Annotated in this window: 21 protein-coding genes; 10 read left to right on the top strand and 11 right to left on the bottom strand. The window is 71.3% G+C overall.

All coding sequences use genetic code 11. The features are described from left to right. The first annotated feature begins 51 nt into the window (after positions 1-51). Both ACH4E7_RS01575 and ACH4E7_RS01580 read left to right on the top strand, forming a co-directional pair. On the top strand, positions 52-1,086 hold the full coding sequence (locus ACH4E7_RS01575) for a LamG-like jellyroll fold domain-containing protein (RefSeq protein ID WP_396246973.1): 1,035 nt from the start codon (positions 52-54) through the stop codon (positions 1,084-1,086). A 164-nt stretch (positions 1,087-1,250) separates the two neighbouring features. Continuing rightward, positions 1,251-2,945, top strand: a complete 1,695-nt coding sequence (locus ACH4E7_RS01580; protein ID WP_396246974.1) for an ArnT family glycosyltransferase — start codon at positions 1,251-1,253, stop codon at positions 2,943-2,945. A gap of 52 nt (positions 2,946-2,997) precedes the next feature. Here ACH4E7_RS01580 and ACH4E7_RS01585 read toward each other — a convergent pair whose 3' ends face one another. After that, a complete protein-coding gene (locus ACH4E7_RS01585) occupies positions 2,998-3,492 on the bottom strand; it encodes a GNAT family N-acetyltransferase (protein WP_396246975.1) in 495 nt (164 codons plus the stop codon). Positions 3,493-3,892: 400 nt separating this feature from the next. Here ACH4E7_RS01585 and ACH4E7_RS01590 point away from each other — a divergent pair, with 400 nt between their 5' ends. Next, complete coding sequence (locus ACH4E7_RS01590) at positions 3,893-4,843, top strand: helix-turn-helix domain-containing protein (RefSeq protein WP_396246976.1); 951 nt, start codon at positions 3,893-3,895, stop codon at positions 4,841-4,843. 25 nt (positions 4,844-4,868) lie between these two features. Here the strand turns inward: ACH4E7_RS01590 and ACH4E7_RS01595 are convergent, their stop codons facing one another. The 4 genes from ACH4E7_RS01595 to ACH4E7_RS01610 form a co-directional block, all read right to left on the bottom strand. Next, positions 4,869-5,651 (bottom strand): histidine phosphatase family protein, encoded by a 783-nt coding sequence (locus ACH4E7_RS01595; protein ID WP_396246977.1) that lies wholly within the window; start codon positions 5,649-5,651, stop codon positions 4,869-4,871. A gap of 155 nt (positions 5,652-5,806) precedes the next feature. Then, entirely contained in the window at positions 5,807-7,417 is a 1,611-nt protein-coding gene (gene mctP / locus ACH4E7_RS01600) for a monocarboxylate uptake permease MctP (protein ID WP_396246978.1), read from the bottom strand. After that, the gene (locus tag ACH4E7_RS01605) at positions 7,414-7,677 is read right to left on the bottom strand and encodes a DUF3311 domain-containing protein (protein WP_396246979.1); all 264 of its coding nucleotides are present in this window, start codon (positions 7,675-7,677) and stop codon (positions 7,414-7,416) included. The genes mctP and ACH4E7_RS01605 overlap by 4 nt, the downstream gene beginning before the upstream one ends. 356 nt (positions 7,678-8,033) lie before the next feature. After that, a complete protein-coding gene (locus ACH4E7_RS01610; protein WP_396246980.1) occupies positions 8,034-8,825 on the bottom strand; it encodes a GntR family transcriptional regulator in 792 nt (263 codons plus the stop codon). Positions 8,826-9,161: 336 nt separating this feature from the next. Here ACH4E7_RS01610 and ACH4E7_RS01615 point away from each other — a divergent pair, with 336 nt between their 5' ends. The 6 genes from ACH4E7_RS01615 to ACH4E7_RS01640 all read left to right on the top strand — a co-directional run bounded on the left by ACH4E7_RS01615 (position 9,162) and on the right by ACH4E7_RS01640 (position 17,397). Further along, entirely contained in the window at positions 9,162-10,448 is a 1,287-nt protein-coding gene (locus ACH4E7_RS01615) for an extracellular solute-binding protein (protein WP_396246981.1), read from the top strand. An 88-nt stretch (positions 10,449-10,536) separates the two neighbouring features. Then, positions 10,537-11,565: a carbohydrate ABC transporter permease gene (locus ACH4E7_RS01620; protein WP_396246982.1), complete on the top strand. Its 1,029-nt coding sequence runs from the start codon at positions 10,537-10,539 to the stop codon at positions 11,563-11,565. After that, entirely contained in the window at positions 11,562-12,389 is an 828-nt protein-coding gene (locus tag ACH4E7_RS01625) for a carbohydrate ABC transporter permease (protein WP_396246983.1), read from the top strand. The genes ACH4E7_RS01620 and ACH4E7_RS01625 overlap by 4 nt, the downstream gene beginning before the upstream one ends. 6 nt (positions 12,390-12,395) lie before the next feature. Then, positions 12,396-13,949 carry a glycoside hydrolase family 3 protein gene (locus ACH4E7_RS01630; protein WP_396246984.1) on the top strand — a complete coding sequence of 518 codons (1,554 nt, stop codon included), beginning with the start codon at positions 12,396-12,398 and terminating at the stop codon, positions 13,947-13,949. Positions 13,950-14,261: 312 nt separating this feature from the next. After that, positions 14,262-15,320, top strand: a complete 1,059-nt coding sequence (locus tag ACH4E7_RS01635; protein WP_396246985.1) for an SIS domain-containing protein — start codon at positions 14,262-14,264, stop codon at positions 15,318-15,320. Between the two features lie 556 nt (positions 15,321-15,876). Further along, on the top strand, positions 15,877-17,397 hold the full coding sequence (locus ACH4E7_RS01640; protein WP_396246986.1) for a sensor histidine kinase: 1,521 nt from the start codon (positions 15,877-15,879) through the stop codon (positions 17,395-17,397). A gap of 476 nt (positions 17,398-17,873) precedes the next feature. On the opposite strand, the gene ACH4E7_RS01645 is transcribed toward ACH4E7_RS01640, so the two are convergent. Both ACH4E7_RS01645 and ACH4E7_RS01650 read right to left on the bottom strand, forming a co-directional pair. Beyond that, on the bottom strand, positions 17,874-18,125 hold the full coding sequence (locus ACH4E7_RS01645; RefSeq protein WP_014138019.1) for a WhiB family transcriptional regulator: 252 nt from the start codon (positions 18,123-18,125) through the stop codon (positions 17,874-17,876). Positions 18,126-18,492: 367 nt separating this feature from the next. After that, on the bottom strand, positions 18,493-19,464 hold the full coding sequence (locus ACH4E7_RS01650) for a diacylglycerol/lipid kinase family protein (protein WP_396246987.1): 972 nt from the start codon (positions 19,462-19,464) through the stop codon (positions 18,493-18,495). 50 nt (positions 19,465-19,514) lie between these two features. On the opposite strand from ACH4E7_RS01650, the gene ACH4E7_RS01655 reads away from it, so the two are divergent. Then, on the top strand, positions 19,515-19,931 hold the full coding sequence (locus ACH4E7_RS01655) for a hypothetical protein (protein WP_396246988.1): 417 nt from the start codon (positions 19,515-19,517) through the stop codon (positions 19,929-19,931). A 71-nt stretch (positions 19,932-20,002) separates the two neighbouring features. Here ACH4E7_RS01655 and ACH4E7_RS01660 read toward each other — a convergent pair whose 3' ends face one another. From ACH4E7_RS01660 to ACH4E7_RS01675, 4 genes are all read right to left on the bottom strand, one after another. Next, the gene (locus ACH4E7_RS01660; protein ID WP_396246989.1) at positions 20,003-20,995 is read right to left on the bottom strand and encodes an RNA polymerase sigma factor SigF; all 993 of its coding nucleotides are present in this window, start codon (positions 20,993-20,995) and stop codon (positions 20,003-20,005) included. A 153-nt stretch (positions 20,996-21,148) separates the two neighbouring features. After that, the gene (locus tag ACH4E7_RS01665) at positions 21,149-21,559 is read right to left on the bottom strand and encodes an anti-sigma regulatory factor (protein ID WP_355671522.1); all 411 of its coding nucleotides are present in this window, start codon (positions 21,557-21,559) and stop codon (positions 21,149-21,151) included. A 260-nt stretch (positions 21,560-21,819) separates the two neighbouring features. After that, positions 21,820-22,296 (bottom strand): GNAT family N-acetyltransferase, encoded by a 477-nt coding sequence (locus ACH4E7_RS01670; RefSeq protein ID WP_396246990.1) that lies wholly within the window; start codon positions 22,294-22,296, stop codon positions 21,820-21,822. A 9-nt stretch (positions 22,297-22,305) separates the two neighbouring features. After that, the gene (locus ACH4E7_RS01675) at positions 22,306-22,689 is read right to left on the bottom strand and encodes a nuclear transport factor 2 family protein (protein WP_396246991.1); all 384 of its coding nucleotides are present in this window, start codon (positions 22,687-22,689) and stop codon (positions 22,306-22,308) included. Positions 22,690-22,762: the final 73 nt, after the last annotated feature.

Genomic DNA, 22,762 nt, shown 5'->3' on the forward strand with positions numbered 1-22,762 from the left:
GTGCCTCCGGTGCCGCAGCCGGGCGGAGCCGCGCCGGTGCAGCCCGGGCCGGTGGCACCGCAGCCGGTGCAGCCGGGCCCGGTGGCGCCGCAGCCCTTCCCGCAGCAGGCGCAGCCCGCCGCCGCCCAGCCGCCGCAGCCCGCGCCGCAGTGGCAGCAGCAGCCCGGCCTCGCACCGCAGGCGTCCTCGTCCGGCACGCCGGACTGGGAGGCGCTGGCCGAGCGCAACGAGAAGGCCGCCAAGCGCGGCCGCCGGCTCAAGCTGATCGGCGCGGCGACCGCCGTGGTGGTCCTGGCCGGCGCCGGCGCGGGTTTCTGGCTGTACAAGAAGGACAGCGACAAGAAGCCGGGCAACGTCATCTCGTCGAGCACCTCCCCCGTGAACGGCCCGTCGTCGAGCAGCGCCCCGCCGGTCAAGGGCATCACCAGCCCGCCGACCGTCGGCACCCTGCCGGCCAAGAAGGGCCCGGAGCTGAACCTGGGCGCCGACGCCAAGCCGGGGACGATGAGCGGCTTCTCCGGACAGGTCCTCAAGCTGCCCAGCGGCCCGGACTCCTTCGCCTCGACCTCCGGCCAGGTCGTCGACGTGAGCAAGAGCTTCACCGTCTCCGCGCGGGTGCTGGTCGACAAGCCCGACGGCAACCGCAGCGCGATCAGCGAGGGCGACGGCCAGTACTACGCCTACTCGCTGGGCCGGGCGAACAACAACGGGCACGACCAGTGGTACTTCAAGGTCCAGATCCCGGGCGGCGGTTCGGCCGTCGCCTGGTCCAAGGCCGATGCGACGGTCAACCAGTGGGTGTTGCTGACCGGGGTGTACGACGACCCGTCGCAGACGCTCACCCTGTACGTCAACGGCGCCCCGCAGTCCTCGGCCAAGTCGGCCGGGGTGCAGCCGTCCGGCAACAACACCCTGCAGGTCGGGCGGCTGAGCTCGAACGGGCAGTGGGCCGACCCCTGGCACGGCGCGGTGGCCGACATCCAGACCTGGAACCAGGTGCTGCCGGAGGCCGACATCGTCAAGATCGTGGCGGGCCCGAGCTCGCCGCCGTCGGTCCCGCCGACCGGCGCCTGGCTCAACGGCTGAGCCGGCCCGGGGCCGACCGCCCCGGAGCCCGTCCGGCCCGAGAACGTCAAGCCGCCCCGCACCGCCGCCGACCTCGGTGGTGCGGGGCGGCTGGCGCACGCCCCGGAGCGTGACGCGCCCCCGTGGCGCATCCGGACGCAGAGCCCCAGATAGGAGCAGTACTGATGAGCGCGGACGGTCGCTGGATCCGGCCCGAGTCCACCCGCAAGCCCGTCCTGGGCCCCGCCGGGGCCCGCCCGGGCGGGGGCGTGGCGCTGGGCGAGCGCGACCGTGCGGCCGCGGCGGTGCCGCCGCCGTCCCCGGCCGACCGGCGGCGGCGCAAGCCCGGACTGCCGCGGGTGCCGCAGCCGCCCCGGCCGGCGCTGCGGGCCGACTGGCTGCCGCTGCTGGCGGTGCTGCTGGTCCAGGGCGCGCTCTCGTACCACCTGATCGTCAGCAACACCGCGTTCATCGACGAGGGCACCTACATCTACTCCGGGTACCAGGAGATCGCGCACCTGCGGCACGGCACCGAGGTCTCGACGTACGAGACCTTCTTCTCCGGCTCCCCGCTGATCTACCCGGTGGTCGTCGCCCTGGCGGACTTCGTCGGCGGGCTGAACGGCGCCCGGTTGCTCAGTCTGGCGTTCATGCTCTCCGCGACCGTGGCCGTCCACCTGGCCACCCGGCGGCTGCACGGCTCGCTCGCGGCCTTCTGCGCGGCGGCGGCCTTCGCCGCGCTCGGCCCGACGCAGTTCCTGGGCGGCCTGGCCACCTACGACGCCATGGCGCTGGCGGTCCTCGCCTGGGCCGGTTACCTGGCGGTGCGGCTGACCACCGGCGGCGGGTACCCGAGCATGGTGGGCTCGGGGCTGCTGCTGGCCCTGGCCGGTGCGACCAAGTACGCGGCGCTGCTGTGGGTGCCGGTGGTGTGCGGCATCGCGGTGCTGGCCGGGACGGGCGGCTCGGCGCGCTCCTGGGCGCGCTGGCGGCGCGGGCTGCTGGTGCTGCTGACCTTCGCGGTGGCGGTCGGCGCGGCGGCCCTGGCGGCCGGCCAGCGGTACGTCGACGGCTTCAACCACACCACGCTCCAGCGCGCCCCGGGCCATGACGCCTACTCCTACGTGGCCGGGGAGGCCGCCCGCTGGGTCGGCCCGCTGCTGGTGGTGGCGCTGCTCGGGGTGCTGGCGCAACTGGTGCGGGCGCGCCGTCGCGGCGGCGCGGCCTGGACGGAGTTCTGGCTGGCCCTGGTGCTGCTGGTGGCCGGTCTGTTGGCGCCGGTGAACCAGGTCCGCATCCACACCTGGCTGTCGCTGCAGAAGCACGTGGACTTCGGCGCCTGGTTCTCGTGCATCGTGGTGGGCGCGATCCTGGCCCGCACGGTGCTGTGGCTGCGGGGCCGCTTCCACGTCACGGCCGGGATCGTGGCCGCGGCGCTGGTGGTGGGCCCGCTGGCCTGGGAGGGCGCGGCCCAGGGCCGGGAGATGTTCGGCGAGTGGTCGAACTCGAAGGAGTTCGTCGCCGCGCTGAAGCCGTACATCGTCAAGGGCGACGACCGGTACCTGGTCGAGAACTACAACGTCCCCGCCTACTACCTGCGCAAGCAGAGCAACTGGCAGCAGTGGCACGACCTGGTGGCGGTGTTCCGCCGGGACCCGGTCACCGGCCAGATGCAGAACGGGGTGCCCGCCATCCAGGCCGGGATCGCGGCGCACGAGTGGAAGGTGGTGGTCCTGGACTTCACCCAGACCGGCGCCACCGACAAGGCGGTCCAGCCGACGCTGAAGGCCGCCGGGTACCGGGTGGCCACCGTGGTGAAGAGCGGTGAGCACGGCCGCTACACCGTCTACGTGGCCCCCGGGTACGACAAACGGCCGTGACCGGCGCTCAGGGCGCGGTGCTCCGGGCCGCCGTGGTCCGGGACGGGGTGGTTCAGAACGCCATGGTGTAGACCATCAGGTCCATCCCCGGGTAGGGCGCCCAGTCGCGCTCCGGGGTGCGCAGGAAGCCGATGCGCTCGTAGACGCGGTGGGCGGCGGTCATCTCGGGGCGGGTGGAGAAGGCCATGCCGGCCAGGCCGAGTTCGCGGCTGCGCGCGACGGTGGCGCGCACCAGGGCCTCGCCGACGCCGCGGCCGCGGGAGGCGGCGGCGGTGGCGAGCATCCGGATCTCGCCCTCCCGGGGGGTGGCGATGTCGGCCCACTCGGTGCCGCCGACGGCGAAGGTCACGCAGCCGAGGACCCGTTCGTCGGCCGCGTCGACGGCGACCAGGAGTTCGGCCTCCCGGGAGCGGCGTTCGGCGTCCCGCAGCAGCTCGACATAGGTGCTCGTGGGCTTGGTGTAGCCGTCGCCGACGAAGGCCTCGACGGTGATCCGGCCGGCGTCTTCGAGGTCGCGCGGGAGGGCCTGGCGGATGAGGAAGTCCATCGCGCCAGTGTGCCCGAGCCGTGGGGCGTGCGGATTTCCGGGGCGGAGCGGACCGGGAGGGTGGCCGGGTCGGCGGAGGGGCGCAGGGACGCGGCGGGCATGGTGCCGTACAGCCGGTCGGGGCGGTGCGGGTCGGCCGGGTAGCCGCCCGGGCGGTGGTGGTTGTCGCGGCCGGCGGCGGGTCCGCCGGAGAGTTCGCGGCCGATCAGGGCGCCGAGCAGGCCGAAGCCGCCGACGGCGCCGACCAGCCCGAGTGCGCTTGCGAGGGTGCCGGGTTCCATGGGCACCACTGTGGCCGGGTGGCGTGGGTGCCCACGAGTGGCAGGAATGACTGATTGCCTCGAAATCCTGCCAGCCGGAGGGTTCCGTTCGGTCCGCCCGCCGGGGCATCCTGGGCGGCATGCTGAAGAACGTGGTCGCGGTGGTGCTGGAGGAGGTCCACCCCTTCGAACTGGGGGTGGCCTGCGAGGTCTTCGGCCTGGACCGCACCGCGGACGGCCTGCCCGGGTACGACTTCGCGCTGGCGGGCGCCCGGCCGGGGCCGCACGCGACCCACTCGGGCTTCGCGGTGGACGTCCCGTACGGCCCGGAGCGCCTGGCCGGGGCGGACCTGGCGGTGGTGACGGCCTCGGCGGTCCGCGAGCAGTACCCGGAGCCGCTGCTGGAGGCGCTGCGCGCGGTGGTGGCGGGCGGCGGCCGGGTGCTGTCCATCTGCAGCGGCGCCTTCGTGCTGGGCGCCGCCGGGCTCCTGGACGGACGCCGCTCCACCACTCACTGGCGGCACAGCGACGAACTGGCCGCGCGCTTCCCGGCGACGGTGGTGGAACCGGACGTGCTGTACGTGGACGACGACCCGGTGATCACCTCGGCGGGTACGGCGGCCGGCATCGACGCCTGTCTGCACCTGGTGCGCAAGGTGCAGGGCGCCGAGGTGGCGCGGGCGATCGCCCGCCGGATGGTGGTGGCACCGCACCGGGAGGGCGGGCAGGCCCAGTTCGTGAACCGTCCGCTGCCCGAGGGGGACGGCGACTCGCTGGCGCCGCTGCTCGACTGGATGCGCCACCACCTGGACCGGGAGGCCACCGTCGAGCAACTGGCGGCCCGGGCGCACATGTCGCCGCGCACCTTCGCGCGGCGCTTCCAGCAGGAGACCGGCACCACCCCGCACCGCTGGCTGACGGGGCAGCGGATACTGCTGGCGCAGCGGCTGCTGGAGTCCACCACCGAGTCGGTGGACGCGATCGCCGCGCGCTGCGGCTTCGGCAACGCGGCCGCGCTGCGGCACCACTTCGGGTGTCGGCTGGGCACCACGCCGCTGGCCTACCGGCGGTGCTTCGCCGACTCCTGCTGATTCCTGTCCGTCTGCCTGCCGTCAGTCAGTCGGTGTCGGCGGCCAGGTGGTCGACGGTGTTCCAGCGGTCCGGCCGCAGCCGCCCCTCCTGGGCCCGCCAGAGGCTGGTGGAGCAGTTGTGCACCGGTCCGAGTGCGGTCAGCTGCTGCTCGGTGAGCCGGTCCAGCGCGTAGCGCAGCATCAGCACCGTGCAGTCGTGGGCGACCAGCAGGACGGGCCGTCCGGCCTCCTCCGCGCAGACGTCCCGCAGCAGGCTGCGCACCCGCAGCGCGACGTCGGCCCAGGACTCGCCGCCGGGCGGGCGGTAGTAGAGCTCGCCCATCTTGCGCCGCCGGGCCGCCTCCTCCGGGTGCTTGGCCTCGATGGCGGCCTTCGGCAGCATCTCCAGGACGCCGAGCTCGCGATCGCGCAGCCGTTCGTCGTAGCGGACGGCCAGCGTCACGGGGACGGCGCCGAGCCCGGCGGCCTGGGCGAGCGCGATCCGCGCGGTCTCGGCGGTGCGCGCGTACGGCGAGCACCAGACGCTGCGCGGGCGGTCGGAGCTGGGCAGGGCGGCCCACCAGCGGCCGAGCGCCTGGGCCTGCTGCTGGCCGCGCAGCGACAGCGGGATGTCGGCGTCGCGGCAGCTGATCGGGACGCTGAGCGCGCCGACGGCCTCGGCGAGCTGGAACTCGACGTTGGCGGTGGACTCGCCGTGCCGGGTGGCGATCAGCACGGACGGCAGCCGGGTGGCCGGCGAGCCGTTCGCCCCGACCGGGATCAGGGTGGACTGGTGTTCGCCGTTGAGGGTGGTGCCGAGTTCTGCCATGGCCGCGAGCTCCCCGTGGGTCGATCAGGTTCCGGCCGGTTGCCGGTCCGGTCTGGTGGTGCCCGGCGTGCACGCCTGTTCATGCATATGATCGCGCCGCCTTCTCCAGTGTTCACGGAGAAGGCGGTGCGATCACAGGGCGCGCACAGCGGCAATCAGTGCGCCGCTACGGGCTCCGGCGCGTTCTTCAGCTCTTCGTCGCCGGCCTCGGCGCTGTAGTCGGACGGCTTGGTCTCGTCCAGGCCGTCCGGCGCCTTGACCGCCCGCAGCACCAGGGTGAGCGCCACCGCCACGATCAGGTTGAGCGCGAAGGCGGTCAGGCCGATGTAGCCGAGCTCGCCGATGCCGGGGATCTCGGCCGCGTTGCCGCCGAAGTGCTTGGTGGCCGGGCTGGCGATCCCGTACGCCTTCCAGGTGCCGTAGACCATGCCGGCCGCCCAGCCGGCGAACAGCGCCCAGTGGTGGAACCAGCGGGTGAACAGGCCACCGACGATCGCCACGAAGGTCTGCAGGATCCACAGGCCGCCCAGCAGCTGGAGGTTGATCGCGGCCTGCTTGTCCATGCCGAGCACGAAGACCAGCGCGCCGACCTTGACCAGCAGCGAGACCAGCTTGGCGATGCGGGTCTCGTCGGCGGGGGTGGCGGCGGGCTTGAGCCACTCCTTGTAGACGTTGCGGGTGAACAGGTTGGCCGCCGCGATGGACATGATGGCGGCCGGCACCAGCGCGCCGATCCCGATCGCGGCGAAGGCCACGCCGGTGAACCAGTCCGGGAACATGTTCGCGAACAGCTGGGGCACCGAGAGCTGGGAGTTGAAGCCCTTGACGCCGCTGCCGACGCCGGCCGCGACGGCCATGAAGCCGAGCAGCGCCAGCAGACCGAGCATCAGCGAGTACGCGGGCATGATCGCCATGTTGCGGCGCACGGTGTTGCGGGACTTGGAGGCCAGCACGCCGGTCACCGAGTGGGGGTACATGAACAGCGCCATCGCCGAGCCGAGGCCGAGCGTCGCGTACGTCCACTGTTTGTTGTCCGGGACGGTCATCGAGCCGGTCTTGACCTGCTTGAAGTGCGCCGTGGCCACGTCGAAGATGTGCCCGTAGCCGCCGAGGCGGATCGGGATGTAGATCACCGCGACGATGATCACGATGTAGACCAGGGCGTCCTTGACGAAGGCGATCAGCGCCGGGGCGCGCAGGCCGGAGGAGTAGGTGTAGGCGGCCAGCACACCGAAGGCGATGAACAGCGGCAGGTCCTTGACGAACCAGTTGGCGTTCTCCCCGCCGCCGACGCCGAGCACGTCCAGCACCGCCTGGATGCCGACCAGTTGCAGGGCGATGTACGGCATGGTGGCCAGGATGCCGGTCAGCGCGACCACCAGGGACAGCGGCCGCGAGCCGTACCGGCCGCGGACGAAGTCGGCCGGGGTCACGTAGCCGTGCACCCGGGAGACCGACCAGAGCCGGGGCAGGAACAGGAAGACCAGCGGGTAGGCGATGATCGTGTACGGCACCGCGAAGAAGCCCGCCGCGCCGGTCGCGTACACCGCGGCCGGGACGGCCACGAAGGTGTAGGCGGTGTAGAGGTCTCCGCCGAGCAGGAACCAGGTCACCCAGGTCCCGAAGCTGCGACCGCCCAGGCCCCACTCGTCCAGGTGGGCCGCGTTGTCCGCGCGGCGCCAGCGCGAGGCGAGGAAGCCCATCACGGTGACCAGGGCGAAGAAGAGGACGAAGACCACGAGGGCCGGCACGTTGACGTCCTTCATCGCGCACCGCCCGTCCGGGCCGCCTTGCGGGCCTTCTCGTCCCGGTCGATCAGCAGGTAGGCGGCGACGGTGAAGACCGCGGACACCGGCACCCAGAGCAACTGGTACCAGTAGAAGAAGGGCATCCCGGCCACCGCCGGACCGGTCTTGTCGTACGAGGACACCCAGAGCATCGCGACGATCGGCACGAGCAGGGCGAGCCCGGCCAGCACCCGCTCGGGGGTCACCGCCGGGACGGGACTCCCGGCTGGCTCGGGCATGACAGCTTCGGTGGGTGCTTGGTCAGACGGCATCTTCGGCTCCGCTCCGGAGGGTTATCCCCGTCGGCGCCGCAGCCCCCGGAGACGCCGCGCACCCCCGTGAGCCCGCCGAGCAGCACCATCGGTGATCAGCAGTCAGTACGGCTGCGCAATCTAGAGCATGGGGTGATCCATGTCACCGGAAATGACGGAACTTCCCACCAGCCGGACGTAGTCGACCGAAGTCCGTCGCCGCCGTGACGCGGACGGGCACCGGCGCGCTGGTCGCGTGCGCCGGTGCCCGTGGTGCGAAGAGGGCCCGAAAGGGGGAGGGCGATCGCTCCCCGAGGAGTACCCCGGAGGAGTGCCCCGGACGGTTACTCCGGGCGCTTCAGCCGGGTGATGAACTTGTAGCGGTCGCCGCGGTAGATCGAGCGGACCCATTCGACCGGGTCGCCCTCGGCGTCGAAGGAGTGCCGGGACAGCTGGAGCATCGGCAGGCCGAGGTCGGAGCCGAGCAGTCCGGCCTCGCGCGGGTTGGCCAGGGTGGTCTCGATGGTCTCCTCGGCCTCGGCCACGGTGACCCCGTACACCTCGCGCAGCGCCGCGTACAGCGAGTTGTGCTTGGCGAGGTTGCGCCGCAGGGCGGGGAAGCGCTTGGCGGACAGGTGGGCGACCTCGATGGCCATCGGGTCGCCGTTGGCCAGCCGCAGCCGCTCGATCCGCAGCACCCGGCCGCCGGGCTTGATGTCCAGCAGCGGGGCGAGCCGGTCGTCGGCGGTGATGTAGCCGATCTCGATCAGCCGGGAGGTCGGCTCCAGGCCCTGGGCGCGCATGTCCTCGGTGTAGGAGGTCAGTTGCAGGGCCTGGGCGACCTTGGGCTTGGCCACGAAGGTGCCCTTGCCTTGGATGCGCTCCAGCCGGCCCTCGACCACCAGCTCCTGCAGGGCCTGGCGCACGGTGGTGCGCGAGGTGTCGAACTGGGCGGCGAGCGCCCGCTCGGGCGGGACCGGGGTGCCGGCGGGCTGGGTCTCGGTCAGCTGGAGGAGGTGGCGCTTGAGGCCGTAGTACTTGGGGACGCGCGCGGTCGGGTCGGCGCCGGCCTGCGTCGGGACGTTCTTCACCTCGGGGTCGTCGGCCTGGGCGGTGGTTCCCCCGTCGCTGCTCATCGGACCTGTTCTCCCGCTCCTCGCGGGGCCCTTTACAGCCCCGCCACATCGTTAACGGGTCACATCGTTGCATGTATGGCAGCGCAACGAATACCTCATCACGCGATGAACGATGTGCGGTGTCGGCTTGATAACGGGTGGTCGAGATCGGTCGAGCAGCCGTTGACAGGCCCATTGGTCTAGGCCAAGCTCCAGGCATCTGGTCTACACCACTAGGCCGGCAACGATGAATCCCCCACCCGTTCGCAGGGGTCCGCGGCACCTGTTCTCCCGCTTCGCGTGGGTCTGCCGCTGCCGCCCGACGGGGGTAACCCAGGCATCCCTCAGGAGGATGGCGTGAAGCGTCAGCTCATCGCGGCGGTCGGCGTCGCGGCAATGGTCGTCGGTCTGGCGGCTTGCGGCTCGGACGGCGAGAAGGACGGTGGCTCGAAGTCGTCCTCCGCCTCGGCCGCCGACAAGTACAAGGGCAAGACGCTCAAGGTGTGGATCATGACCGGCTCGGCCCCCAAGGGCTGGACCGACTCGGTCAAGACCGAGTTCGAGACCACCTACCCGGGTTCGAAGGTCGACTTCCAGGCCCAGGAGTGGACCGACATCGGCCCGAAGATCACCGCCGCGCTGTCCGAGGGTTCGGCCGACGTCCTGGAGCTGGGCAACACCCAGACCGCCGGCTACGCCGCCTCGGGCGGTCTGTTGGACATCACCAAGGACAAGTCCGCGCTGGGCGGCGACGCCTGGGCCGCCAACCAGAACGAAGCGGCGATGCTGGACGGCAAGCAGTACGCCGCCCCGTGGTGGGTCTCCAACCGCGTGGTCGCCTACAACAAGGACCTGTGGGCCAAGGCCGGCCTGACCGACGCGCCGAAGACCCTGGACGAGTTCTACGCCGACCTGGACAAGCTGAAGGCCACCCCGGGCGTCACCGACCCGATCTACCTGCCGGGCCAGGAGTGGTACACCTACTTCGGTCTGCTCACCGGCGAGGGCGGCAAGATCGCCAAGAAGGACGGCGACAAGTGGGTCGGCGGCCTCTCCTCGCCCGAGGCGCAGAAGGCCTTCGAGACCTACAAGAAGCTGCAGGGCTACTCCACGACCGGTCCGAAGGACAAGGACGAGGCCACCCCGCAGCAGAAGGACGTCTTCGGCAAGGGTGACATCGGCACCATGATCGCCCTCGGCTGGGAGCTCCCGGACGAGAAGACCATGGCCAAGGACAAGATCGGCTTCTTCCCGATCCCGGGCAAGACCGCCGACAAGCCCTCCGGCGTCTTCATCGGTGGGTCGAACCTCGCGATCGCCTCGCAGAGCAAGAACACCGAGATGGCGAAGGACTTCCTGAAGATCGCCCTCAACGACAAGAACGAGGGCATGGTCGCCGCGGCCGGGGACATCCCGAACAAGCCGGCGCTGAACAGCCAGCTCAGCGGTGAGTTCGCGAAGGCCGCCCAGGCGGCCACCGCGGTCGGCGGGATCACCCCGAACACCCCGAGCTGGGCCAGCGTCGAGAACAAGCCGAACCCGATCAAGGACTTCCTGACCGCCGTCCTGCAGGGTGGCGACTACGCGGCCACCGCCAAGAAGTACGACGACGAGATCGCCAAGCGGCTCAACGAGAAGCAGTAGTGCATGAGCGGCGTCGCTCACCGGCTCCCGGCGGGGACCGGTGGGCGACGCCTGTCCGTCGTGGCCGGGTTGTGAGGAAGTGAGAACGATGGCTGTGCATTCGGAGCGGGTGCGGACACGGTCCCCGGAGCCAGGGGAGGCTGTTGTGGCCGGTATCGACACCGGTGCCGCCGGCGGCGGGGCCGGTGGCGCCATGCCGAAGCGCACCGGATCCGCGGGCGGACCGGGACTCGGCTCCCGCCTCGCCCCGTACCTGCTGCTGCTGCCGGCCACCGTGGCGACCATCGCCCTGCTGGGCTGGCCGCTGCTGAAGACCGTCCTGCTGTCGTTCCAGAACCTCAACCGGCGCCAGCTGGTCATGCATCTGACCGAGTGGACCGGCTTCGACAACTACAAGGAGCAGCTGACCGACCCGGAGTTCTGGGCGGTCACCGGGCGCACCGTCGCCTTCACCCTGGTCAACGTGGTGCTGATCATGGTCGGCGGCACCCTGACCGGCCTGCTGCTCAACCACCTCGGCAAGCGGATGCGGCTGGCGCTGTCGATCGCGCTGCTGATGGCCTGGGCCATGCCGGTGGTCGCCGCGACCACCGTCTACACCTGGCTGTTCGATGAGCAGTGGGGCGTCGTCAACTGGTTCCTGGACCGGCTGGGTTGGCACTCGATGGCGCACTACAACTGGATGAGCGACGAGTACTCGACGTTCTTCGTCGTCATCCTGCTGATCGTCTGGATGTCGATCCCGTTCGTGGCGTTCAACATGTACGCCGGACTGACCACCATTCCGAAGGAGCTCTACGAGGCCGCCCGGATGGACGGCGCCGGCTCCCTGAAGATCTTCAGCTCGGTGATCTTCCCCAACCTGAAGCCGTTCTTCCTGGCCACGACCTTCCTCGAGGTCATCTGGGTCTTCAAGTCCTTCACCCAGATCTACGCGATCAACGGCGGCGGCCCGGAGAAGCTCACCCGGACCCTGCCCGTGCACGCCTTCCTGGAGGGCTCGGGCAGCCAGCACTACGGCGTCGGCGCCGCGATCGCGGTGCTCACCATCCTGATGCTGGGCGTGCTGATGGCCTACTACTTCCGCATCATGATCAAGCAGGAGGACGAGCTGTGAGGCGCTCTCTCTTCGGACGTGCCTGGCCGAACGTGATCGCGGTCGTCCTCATCGTCTTCTTCATCTTCCCCGTCTACTGGATGATCGCGACCGCGTTCAAGCAGGACCGCGACATCATCAGCAAGACGCCGGTCTTCATCCCCTTCGACGGGACCTTCCAGCACTTCACCACGGCGGTCGACGCGCCCGACTTCTGGACGTACGTGGTCAACAGCGTCACCGTCACGGTCGGCGCGGTGCTGATCTCGCTGGCGATCGCGACCCTGGCGTCCTTCGCGATCGCCCGGATGAAGTTCCGCGGCCGCAAGACCTTCGTGCTGGTCATCATGGCGGCGCAGATGGCGCCCTGGGAGGTCATGACCATCGGCGTCTACATGATCTCCCGCGACAACGACCTGCTGAACAGCCTGGTGCCGCTGACGTTCTTCTACATGATGATGATCCTGCCCTTCACCATCTGGACGCTGCGCGGCTTCATCGCCGCGGTGCCGAAGGAACTGGAGGAGTCGGCCATGGTGGACGGCTGCACCCGCAGCCAGGCCTTCGTGAAGGTGATCTTCCCGCTGCTGGCCCCGGGCCTGATGTCGACCTCGCTGTTCGGCTTCATCACGGCGTGGAACGAGTTCCCGCTCGTCCTGTGGCTGAACAAGGAGGACGGCAAGACCCTCCCGCTGTGGCTGTCCTCCTTCAAGACCGCCTTCGGCAACGACTGGGGCGCCACCATGGCGGCCTCCACGATGTTCGCCATCCCCGTGCTGATCCTGTTCGTCTTCCTGCAGCGCAAGGCGGTCGGCGGTCTGACCGACGGCGCCGTGAAGGGCTGAGCCAACGTGAGCATCCTCGTTCCCACCGCCCCGGACAGCGACCAGCTGCACCGCGACGCCCTGACCGTCCTGCAGCCCGGCTTCGTCGGCACCGAGCCGCCGGCCTGGCTGCGCCGTCACCTGGCCGCCGGGCTCGGCTCGGTCGCCCTGTTCGACCGCAACGTGGTCGACCTCGACCAGCTCTCCACGCTCACCCGGGCACTGCGCTCGGAGAACCCCGACCTCCTGATCGCCATCGACGAGGAGAGCGGCGACGTCACCCGGCTGGAGGCGGGCTCCGGCTCGTCCTGGCCCGGCAACCTGGCGCTCGGCGCGATCGACGACCCGGCGCTGACCCGGGACGTCGCCCGCGAGCTGGGCCGGGCGCTGGCCGCGGCCGGCGTCAACTACAACTGGGCGCCCACCGCGGACGTCAACTCCAACCCGCGCAACCCGGTCATCGGCGTCCGCTCCTTCGGCGCCGACCCGGAGCTGTGCGCCCGGCACACCGCCGCCTGGGTCGAGGGCCTGCAGTCGGCGGGCGTGGCCGCCTGCTCCAAGCACTTCCCCGGCCACGGCGACACCGCGGTGGACTCGCACCACGGCCTGCCGGTCATCGACGTCGACCTGGACGTCCTGCGCGCCCGCGACCTGGTGCCGTTCCAGGCCGCGATCGCGGCCGGCACCAAGGCCGTGATGACCGCCCACATCATGATCCCGGCGCTGGACCCGAAGCTGCCGGCCACGCTGAGCCCGACGGTGCTGCGCGACCTGCTGCGCGCCGCCCCGGCCGACGGCGGCCTCGGCTACCAGGGCCTGATCGTCAGCGACGCGATCGAGATGGGCGCCATCGCCGACACCTTCGGCATGGGCGAGGGCACCGTGCTGGCGCTGGCGGCCGGCGCGGACGCGATCTGCGTCGGCGGCGGGCTGGCCGACGAGGAGACCGTGCTGATGCTGCGCGACGCCATCGTGGCGGGCGTGCGCTCCGGCGGGCTCACCGAGGAGCGGCTGGCGGACGCCGCCGACCGGGTTCGGGCGCTGGGCAGTTGGGGCCGGATCTCGGCCCAGGGCGAGCGGCCGGAGCCGGACCTCGCGGTCGGCCTGCGGGCCGCCCGCCGGGCGCTGAGGGTGGTCCGGGCGCCGGACCGCGAGGTGCTGCCGGTGAGCGAGCGCCCGTACGTGGCCTCGTTCTCGGACGAGCCGAACATCGCGGTCGGCGACGTCACCCCGTGGGGCGTGGCCGGCATGCTGGCCGACCGCTTCCCCGGTACCCGCACCCGCGAGGTGTCGGCCGCCGAGGCCGCCCCGGAGCTGCTGGACGCCCTGGTCGCCGAGCTGGTGGCCGGCGCCGAGGGCCGCCGCCTGGTGCTGGTGGTCCGCGACGCGCACCGGCACGCGTGGATGTCCGCCGCGCTGACCCGCCTGGTGGCGGCCCGGCCGGACGCCGCGGTGGTGGAGATGGGGCTGCCCCAGTCCGAGCCGGTCGGCGCGCTCCACATCGCCACCCACGGCGCCGCCCGGGTCTGCGGACTGGCGGCCGTGGAGGTGCTCACCGGGCAGCCGGGAGCGATCGGCTGAAACGATCGACGAGGCGTCACCGGTCCGGTCCGGTCCGGGAGGCGTCGGCCGACGGGCCCGCCATGCGCACGTCGCATGGCGGGCCCGTCCCGTTCTCCCGGCGTCGACCCGCCCCCGCCCGCGCGCCCGCGCCCTCCCCCGGGAGGGGCGTGCGGGCGGTGCGGTTCGGGGGTGCCCGGCGGTGGGCGCCCTCGTAGGATTGCGCCAGGAATCCAGGAAAACCGCAGCGAGTGTGCGGACTCGCCGCCGTAGAGGTCCCCGTCGGGCAACTGTCCGGGCGGGGTGAACCCATCTCATCGGAGGCAGATCCAGATGTCCGACCCGCAGACCGACCCCGTTCCCGGCCGGATCATGGCGGCGGAGATGGCCGAGCAGCCGGCCGTCCTCCAGCGCATCCTCGACGAGGGTGCCCCGAAGATCCGCGACATCGCGGCCCAGATCGCCGCCCGCAGCCCCCGCTTCGTCCTGCTGACCGCGCGCGGCACGTCCGACAACGCCGCGCTCTACGCCAAGTACCTGATCGAGATCCTGCTCGGCAAGCCGGCCGGCCTGACCTCGATGTCCACCACCACCGCGTACGGTGCCAAGCCGGACCTCACCGACGTCCTGGTCGTCACCGTCAGCCAGTCCGGCGGCTCGCCCGACCTGGTGGCCTCCACCAAGGCCGCCCGCGAGGCCGGGGCGATCACCCTCGCCGTCACCAACAACCCCGACTCCCCGCTGGCCGAGGTCTCCGAGTTCCACATCGACGTGCTGGCCGGGCCGGAGAAGGCGCTGCCGGCCACCAAGACCTACACCGCCGAGCTGCTGGCGCTCTACCTGCTGGTCGAGGGCCTGCGCGGCGGGGACGGCTCGGCCGCCAAGGAGCTGCCGGCCCTGGCCGCCGGCGTGCTGGACCGCCGGACCGAGGTGAAGGCGCTGGCCGAGCGCTACCGCTTCGCCCAGCGCCTGGTCATCACCTCGCGCGGGTACGGCTACCCGACCGCCCGCGAGGCGGCGCTCAAGCTGATGGAGACCACGTACATCCCGGCCACCCCGTTCTCCGGCGCCGACCTGCTGCACGGCCCGCTGGCCATGGTGGACAACGTCTCGCCGGTGATCGCGATCGTCCCGGACGGCAAGGGCGGCGAGGCCCTGCAGCCGGTGCTGGACCGCCTGCGCGGGCGCGGCGCGGACCTCGTGGTGATCGGCCAGCAGGCCGAGGTGGACGCCGCCTCGGCGGGATTCGGGCTGCCGGCCGGCGTGCCCGAGGAGGTCCAGCCGATCCTGGAGATCCTGCCGCTGCAGCAGCTGGCCTACGAGGTCACCATCGCCCGCGGCCAGGACCCGGACGCCCCGCGCGCCCTGGCCAAGGTCACCGAGACCCGCTGAGGCGGTTACTCGCCCGCTCGCCTCCGGGGCGCTCCGACCCGGTGCCGACGGTCGTCGCTCCGATGCCCTCGTTCCTCGGGCCTCCTCGCTTCTCCCTTTCGGCACCGGCGCGCCCCTTCGGCTCGGGGCGGCGACTCGCCCGCTCGCCGCGACTCGCCCGCTTGAACCGGCTCCCCGTCCACAGGCTGTGGACAGGGAGCCGGTTCTTCGAGCGGCGGAACATGGTTTCGACGAGGAGCCTGGAAAGCACTACGGGCCACGGCGCCGACACGGGACCCTCAACCCGTGCGGCACCGCAGCCCGGAGCTGTCGTCGGGCACCGGGATCGACCGAGGACTGTGCGGGGTCCTCGCTCAGCGGCGTCCGACCGAGGAGGGGCCGCGCGCGGTCAGGGCGGTTGCGCGATGGGCCTCTCCTTGGTGCCCTTTCATTGTGGACTAGACCAATCTTGGTTGTCCAGGCCTCCCCGTAAATTGGTCTAAACAACTTGCTGAGAGGGCCGGCCCCGCCCCGGTCCGCCGCGCCCGGCCCCGACCGGCGGCGCTACCCTCGCCATGTGCCCTCGTTGAACGAACTCGTCCGCCGCCACACCACCCTCACCGGGGCCGACGTGGAATGGCTCCACATGCTGGTCTCGGAGTGGCAGCTGCTCTCCGACCTCTCCTTCGCCGACCTGGTGCTGTGGATCCCCACCTGGGACGGCATCCGCTACGTCTCGGTGGCGCAGATGCGGCCCAACACCGGCCCCACCTCCTACCAGGACGACATGGTCGGCCACCTCGTCCCGCGCGGGCGCCGCCCGCTGCTGGACGCCGCCTTCGACGAGGGGCGGATCGTGCGCGAGGGCGACCCGGAGTGGCGCGAGGAGGTCCCGGTCCGGGTCGAGTCCATCCCGGTCCGGCGCGAGGGCAAGGTGCTCGGGGTGATCGCCCGCAACACCAACCTGCTGACCGTCCGCACCCCCAGCCGACTGGAGCTCACCTACCTGCAGAGCGCCTCCGACCTGGCCCAGATGATCGCGGCCGGCAGCTTCCCGTTCCCCGGCGTCGAGCAGGCCGACATGGATGCCGCGCCCCGGGTCGGCGACGGCCTGATCCGGCTGGACGCGGACGGCATCGTCACCTACGCCAGCCCCAACGCCCTGTCCGCCTACCACCGGCTCGGCCTCACCACCGACCTGGTCGGCAGCCACCTCGGCCGGACCACCGCCGACCTCGCCCCGCCGTCCCGCTCGGCCGTCCACGAGGCGCTGGTGAAGCTGGCCAGCGGCTGGGCGCCCCGGCAGACCGAGGTGGAGGCGCAGGGGGGAGTGGTGACCGTGCGGGCGATCCCGCTCAAGCCCAAGGGTTCCCTGACCGGTTCGCTGGTGCTCTGCCGGGACGTCACCGAGCTGCGCCGCCGCGACCGCGAGCTGATGACCAAGGACGCCACCATCCGGGAGATCCACCACCGGGTGAAGAACAACCTGCAGACCGTCGCCGCCCTGCTGCGGCTGCAGTCCCGCCGGATGGAGTCGGAGTCCGGCCGGGCCGCGCTGGACGAGGCGGTGCGCCGGGTCGGCTCGATCGCGATCGTGCACGAGACGCTCTCCCAGGCGCTGGACGAGCAGGTGGCCTTCGACGAGATCGCCGACCGGGTGCTGGCGATGGTGATGGAGCTGTCCCAGGACGGCCGGGTGGCGACCCGCCGCACCGGCAGCTTCGGCATCCTCTCCGCCGAGGTGGCCACCCCGCTGTCGATGGTGCTGACCGAGCTGCTGCAGAACGCCCTGGAGCACGCCTTCGGCCCGACCGCCTCCGGGAACCTGGAGGTGAGCGCGTTGCGCGGACGGGCCCCGGCGACCGGCATGGGCTGGTCGGACAGCTGGAACGGCGGCGCCCGGCCGGAGGAGTACCTGCTGATCACCGTGCAGGACGACGGCCGGGGCATGCCGGAGGGCTTCGACCCGAAGACGGCGGGCAACCTCGGTCTGCAGATCGTGCGGACGCTGGCCACCGGCGAACTCGGCGGGACCTTCGACATGGTGGCCGGCCCGAACGGCGGCACCAAGGTGATCCTGGAGATCCCGGTCCGCTGAGCCGCCGGGGTCCCGGTCCGCCGGGAATGCGTTGCGTCGGGGCGCCCGGTGGGGGCGTGCGTTCGGTGGGAGCGCCGGATGCACACTCCGCAAGCCCTCACGGCCGGGCGCGCGAACGGGCGCGGAAGCGGGCGCGGAATGGGTGCGGAAACAGAAACGAGGCCCTGTCGACCGGGGGGGGTGGGTCGACAGGGCCTCTCAACCCGTTCCGGCCGTCGGGGGGAGTCGGCCGGAACGGGGGCTCTGGGTGATGCGACACCTCGCCGGTGCGTTGCACACGGTGAGCGCCACAGCTCCACAATATTGCTCTAAGTGAACAGTATCAAGTGGCTGGACGGCCCGGTGTCGCGGGACCTTGCCCGGCAAGGCCCTTTGTGCGGAAGGCTTCACCAGGAGGTGCAGGGAAGCCTTTGATCATGTGTTGATCGGTACTGCGGTTATCGCCGGTGCTACGGCGTGTGATCAGACGGGGCTGATCAGGCGGTGCGGGCGCGGTTGCGGGCGGCACGGCGCTTCATCGCGCGACGCTCGTCCTCGCTCATGCCGCCCCAGACGCCGGCGTCCTGGCCGGTCTCGAGAGCCCACTGGAGGCACTGCTCCATCACCGGACAGCGGCGGCACACGGCCTTGGCTTCCTCGATCTGCAGCAGAGCAGGACCGGTGTTCCCGATCGGGAAGAACAGCTCCGGGTCCTCTTCGCGGCAGACAGCGCGGTGGCGCCAGTCCATGGTCGTCCAACTCCTCCTGCCGCGGGGTGGCCCGATCGGCATAATCGAATGGCTTGTGAATGTGAACGCTTTCACGAATCCCACAACAGCAAAAGAGACCAAAGGCCCACCGGGCCCGGGCGGTCTGTACTGGGGGGGATTCGGCGATTCGAGGGGCACTCCGCGGTCGGCGCTCCTGTGGTTCCGGAGTTGCCGTCGCTGCGATGTGTCCCGATCGCCATGTAGAGGTTCGCAAACCTCAGGCTCGGATACAACCCCCTTCGGGGAGGAATTTTTGATTCTTCGGTGTCGCCTAGCTCACAGCCAGTACTTCGATGGAGTGAAGGGGGCTTGTGCGTTCGAGAAGAAGGGCGAACCCCGCTTCCGGTCACACAATCACACGCAGTGCCCGCCGTACGCCTGTGAAACTGACGCGACTCCGGTCTCCAAGATGGTCCCCGTCGACCTGGAACGGGGCGGGTTCCTGGGAAACCAAGGTGAAGTGTCTGACGTCGTGATAGGAGACGACGTGCTTTCCGGACGGGCCGGCCAGCGGGGCGCCGTCATTCGAAGGTGCGTACGACCGCAGGATCTGACGGATCGTTCGAGCCGTACCGAACGCGGTCATCAGGGTGATGCCGAAGACGTCGAGATCCGTGTTGAAGGAGGCGAGCGGCGAGGGGTAGACCGGACGGTTGCCGAGGAAGGTCCACGGCGAGGTGTTGCTGACTATCGCCAGGACCAGGCCCGGCACGGCCTCGTGGCCCGGCAGTTCCAGGGTCACCGGGCCTCTGCGGCGCTGCTCACGCTGGGTGAAGAAGTGCCGGATCGCCTGCCCGACGTACAGGGCGTGGGTGGACTTGCGGCCCGCCCGGCGCTGCTCCTCGACCCGGCCGACCACCCCGGCGTCGAAGCCCAGGCCGGCGGTGAAGGTGAACCAGCGGTCCGGCAGCCCGTCGGTCATCGCCTTGCCCAGACTGACCGGCCGCTCGCGTCCGTGCTCCAGCGCGTCGAGCAGGGCCCCGGTGGCCTCCACCGGGTCGTTGGGCAGGCCCAGGGCGCGGGCGAAGACATTGGTCGAACCGCCCGGCACCACGGCCAGTCGCGGGACCTTGTCGCCCGGGCCGTGCGTCATCAGCCCGTTCACCACCTCGTTGACGGTGCCGTCGCCACCCAGCGCCACCACCAGGTCGACCGTGCCGTCCTGCGCCGCCTCGCGGGCCAGGTCACGCGCGTGGCCCCGGTACTGCGTCTCGGCGACCTCCAGCTTGAGGTCGCTGCGCAGGGCGTGGATCAGCACATCCCTGGTCCGGCCACTGGTGGTGGTGGCCTTGTGGTTCACGACCAGGAGAGCGCGCATGGGGAAAGCCTACGGGTCGGTACGGACCACGCGGCGGCTACCCTGCTGGAGTGACCGCAGAAACCCCCGTACCCGCACCCGCTCGCCCGGTTTCGCTCACCCTGGGCGCCGCCATCACCGCCCTGGAGGGCGCCGCGCTGGCCGTCGTCGGTGTCTCGGACATGGTGTCCGCGCTGTCCGGCCAGGCCAAGCAGCTGGCCCTGAACGAGTTCGGCGGCCTGGTCATCGTGCTGCTCGGCGTGCTGCCGGTCCTGGCCGCCCGCGCGCTGCTCAAGGAGCGCCGCTGGGGCCGCAGCCCGGCCGTACTGACCAACTCGATCTGCCTGCCGATCGCCTACTACATGGTGCAGAGCGGCGGCGCGATGATCGCGGTCGGCGTGGTGGTGGGCCTGCTCGGCCTGGTGGGCATCGGCTCGCTGCTGAACCCGAAGTCGACGGCGGCCCTGTACACCCGGCACGAGGGCTGAGCGCACCGGGCCGCCGATTGTCCTGAAGCGTGCCGGACGGCCGCCGAGCCGGAGCTGAGCGGCCGTCAGTCCTACTCCTCCACCAGGAGCTTCTCCCGCAGCTGGGCCAAAGTGCGCGCCAGCAGCCGGGACACGTGCATCTGGGAGATCCCCACCTCGGCGGCGATCTGCGACTGGGTCATGTTCCGGAAGAACCGCAGCACCAGGATCTTCTGCTCGCGGGGCGGCAGTTGGGCCAGCAGCGGCTTGAGCGACTCGCGGTACTCGACGCCCTCCAGCGCCTCGTCGGTGGCGCCCAGGGTGTCCGCCACGGCCGGCGACTCGTCGTCGCTGTCCGGTACGTCGAGGGACAGCGTGGAGTACGCGTTGGCGGACTCCAGGCCCTCCAGGACGTCCTCCTCGGAGATCCCCAGGTGCTCGGCCAGCTCGTGCACCGTAGGGGAGCGGCCGTGCCGCTGGGAGAGCTCGCTGGTCGCCGTGGTGAGCGACAGCCGCAGCTCCTGCAGACGGCGCGGGACGCGCACCGCCCAGCCCTTGTCGCGGAAGTGCCGCTTGATCTCGCCGACGATGGTCGGCGTCGCGTAGGTGGAGAACTCGACCCCGCGCTCGTGGTCGAAGCGGTCCACCGACTTGATCAGACCGATGGTGGCGACCTGGGTCAGGTCGTCCAGCGGCTCGCCCCGGTTCCGGAAGCGCCGGGCCAGGTGTTCGACCAGCGGGATGTGCATCCGCACCAGCTGGTTGCGCAGCTCGACGCGCTCCGGGGAGCCCTCGGGCAGTGCGGACAGTCGGACGAAGAGCGCGCGGGCGGCCTCCCGGTCCGGGGCGCCGGTGCGGTGCGAACCCTGGGCAGGCACGGCGCCGTGCAGCTCCGCGGCCCCGTCCACCGGGACCGGCGAGGGCGGGGAAGCGGGCGTCGGCTCAGACGTCGGCTCGGTCGGGTGGCTCATCCGGTGGGCGTCCTTCGGGTGCGCTTCGTCGTTGGCGGCGAGGCCGGGAACGCTCGCCTGGGTCGGTACGGCAGGGCCCGCCGTCGCGAGGCCGGTACGGTCCAGATCACTCACGGCCATTCCCCCGTTCCGTTCCGGGAGCACCGGGGCCGTCGGCCTCGGTATCGTCTCGTTGGTCGTACCGCCTGGGGCGGTACCGGGAGCCGCCCGTCGGGCCCCGATGGGGGAACGACGGACGGCCCTTGCAGGGTGCTGCTCGGGGCCCGGCTAGTGGGCGACGGACCCGCCGCGCTTCTTGTGCAGGCTGATCGACACGGTGTTGTCCTCGCCGACCGAGGAGTCGACCTCGCCGGCCAGGGCGGAGAGCACGGTCCACGCGAAGGTGTCCCGCTCGGGCGCCTTGCCGTCCGTGGTGGGAGCGGCGACGGTCACCTTCAACGAGTCGCCGACCAGGCGGAACTCGCAGGACAACACGGAGCCGGGCACCGCCTGCTGGAGCAGGATGGCGCAGGCCTCGTCCACCGCGATCCGCAGGTCCTCGATCTCGTCGAGGGTGAAGTCCAGCCGGGCCGCGAGCCCGGCCGTCGCTGTTCGCAGCACGGAGAGGTAGGCCCCCGCCGCGGGCAGCCGGACCTCCACGAAGTCCTGTACTCCGAGATCGCTGTCGATCTGGGACACCCTTGCCTCCTGGGTGACGCGCTGTGCTTGGTTGGTACCTGTGCTACCCGTTGAGGGGCGCCTTGCCACCACTCGAAGGGGTGTCGATGCCGATGATCCGCCATCGCCGTTCGTGCCCCGCACCCCGGTGCGAGAGTTACTCATGGTAAGGCATTGCGACGCTGGGTGGCAGGGGCTTTGCCCGTACTCACCGGTCCGTTCGACGACTTCTCAGCGACTTCTAACGACTTCTAGCGACTTCTAGCGACTTCTAGCGACTTCTAACGACTGCCGGCGGCGGTCAGTGCCTCGCCGGTGAGCCGGTAGACGGTCCACTCGTCCATCGGAACCGCGCCGAGCGACTTGTAGAAGTCGATCGACGGCTGGTTCCAGTCGAGCACCGACCACTCCACCCGCGCGTAGCCGCGCTCGACGGCGATCCGCGCGAGCTCCAGCAGGAGCGCCTTGCCGTGGCCGCCGCCGCGGGCCTGCGGGCGGACGTAGAGGTCCTCCAGGTAGATCCCGTGGGTGCCGCGCCAGGTCGAGAAGTTGAGGAACCAGACCGCGAAGCCGACCGGCTCGCCGGTGTCGTCGTCCTCGGCGATCAGGCCGAACAGCGCCGGGGCGGCGCCGAACAGCGCCTCGCGCAGCTGCTCCTCGGTGGCCACCGCCTCCCGCGGGGCCTTCTCGTACTCCGCGAGTTCGCGGATCATGGCCAGGATGACGGGGACGTCGGTGGCGACGGCGGTGCGGATCATGCCGCGAGCCTACTGCTCGGGCCCGGTCTCGTCCCAGGCCTGGATCGAGGTCTGGTCGACGATCCGGCCGTCCCGCAGGTCGGCCATCGAGGACATCAGCACCCGCACGCCGTCGGGGTAGCGGCAGGACTCCAGGAAGGCGACGTGGTCGCCCTGGACCACCACCTGCTCCAGTTTGTGGGTCATCTCGCGGCCGTAGATGTCGCTCAGCATGGCGCCGATCTCGTCCCGCCCGTGCATCACCAGGGGGTGGCTGGGCTGGGTCTTGCGGTCGACCACGCGCAGTTCGGCGTCCTCGGCGTACAGAGCCAGCAGGGCCTCGGCGTCGCAGCGCTCGATGCCCTCGCGCAGTGCCCGGGTGTCGAAGGCGGACGGCGCCGCCGTGGTGGTCATGATCTCGCTCCTCCGGTCGGGGTCCGTCGGCTCGTACCTCTGAGCGTACGCCCGACCGGAGGAGCGCGATCCG

Source organism: Kitasatospora sp. NPDC018058, assembly GCF_044327205.1.
Classification (GTDB): Bacteria; Actinomycetota; Actinomycetes; order Streptomycetales; family Streptomycetaceae; genus Kitasatospora.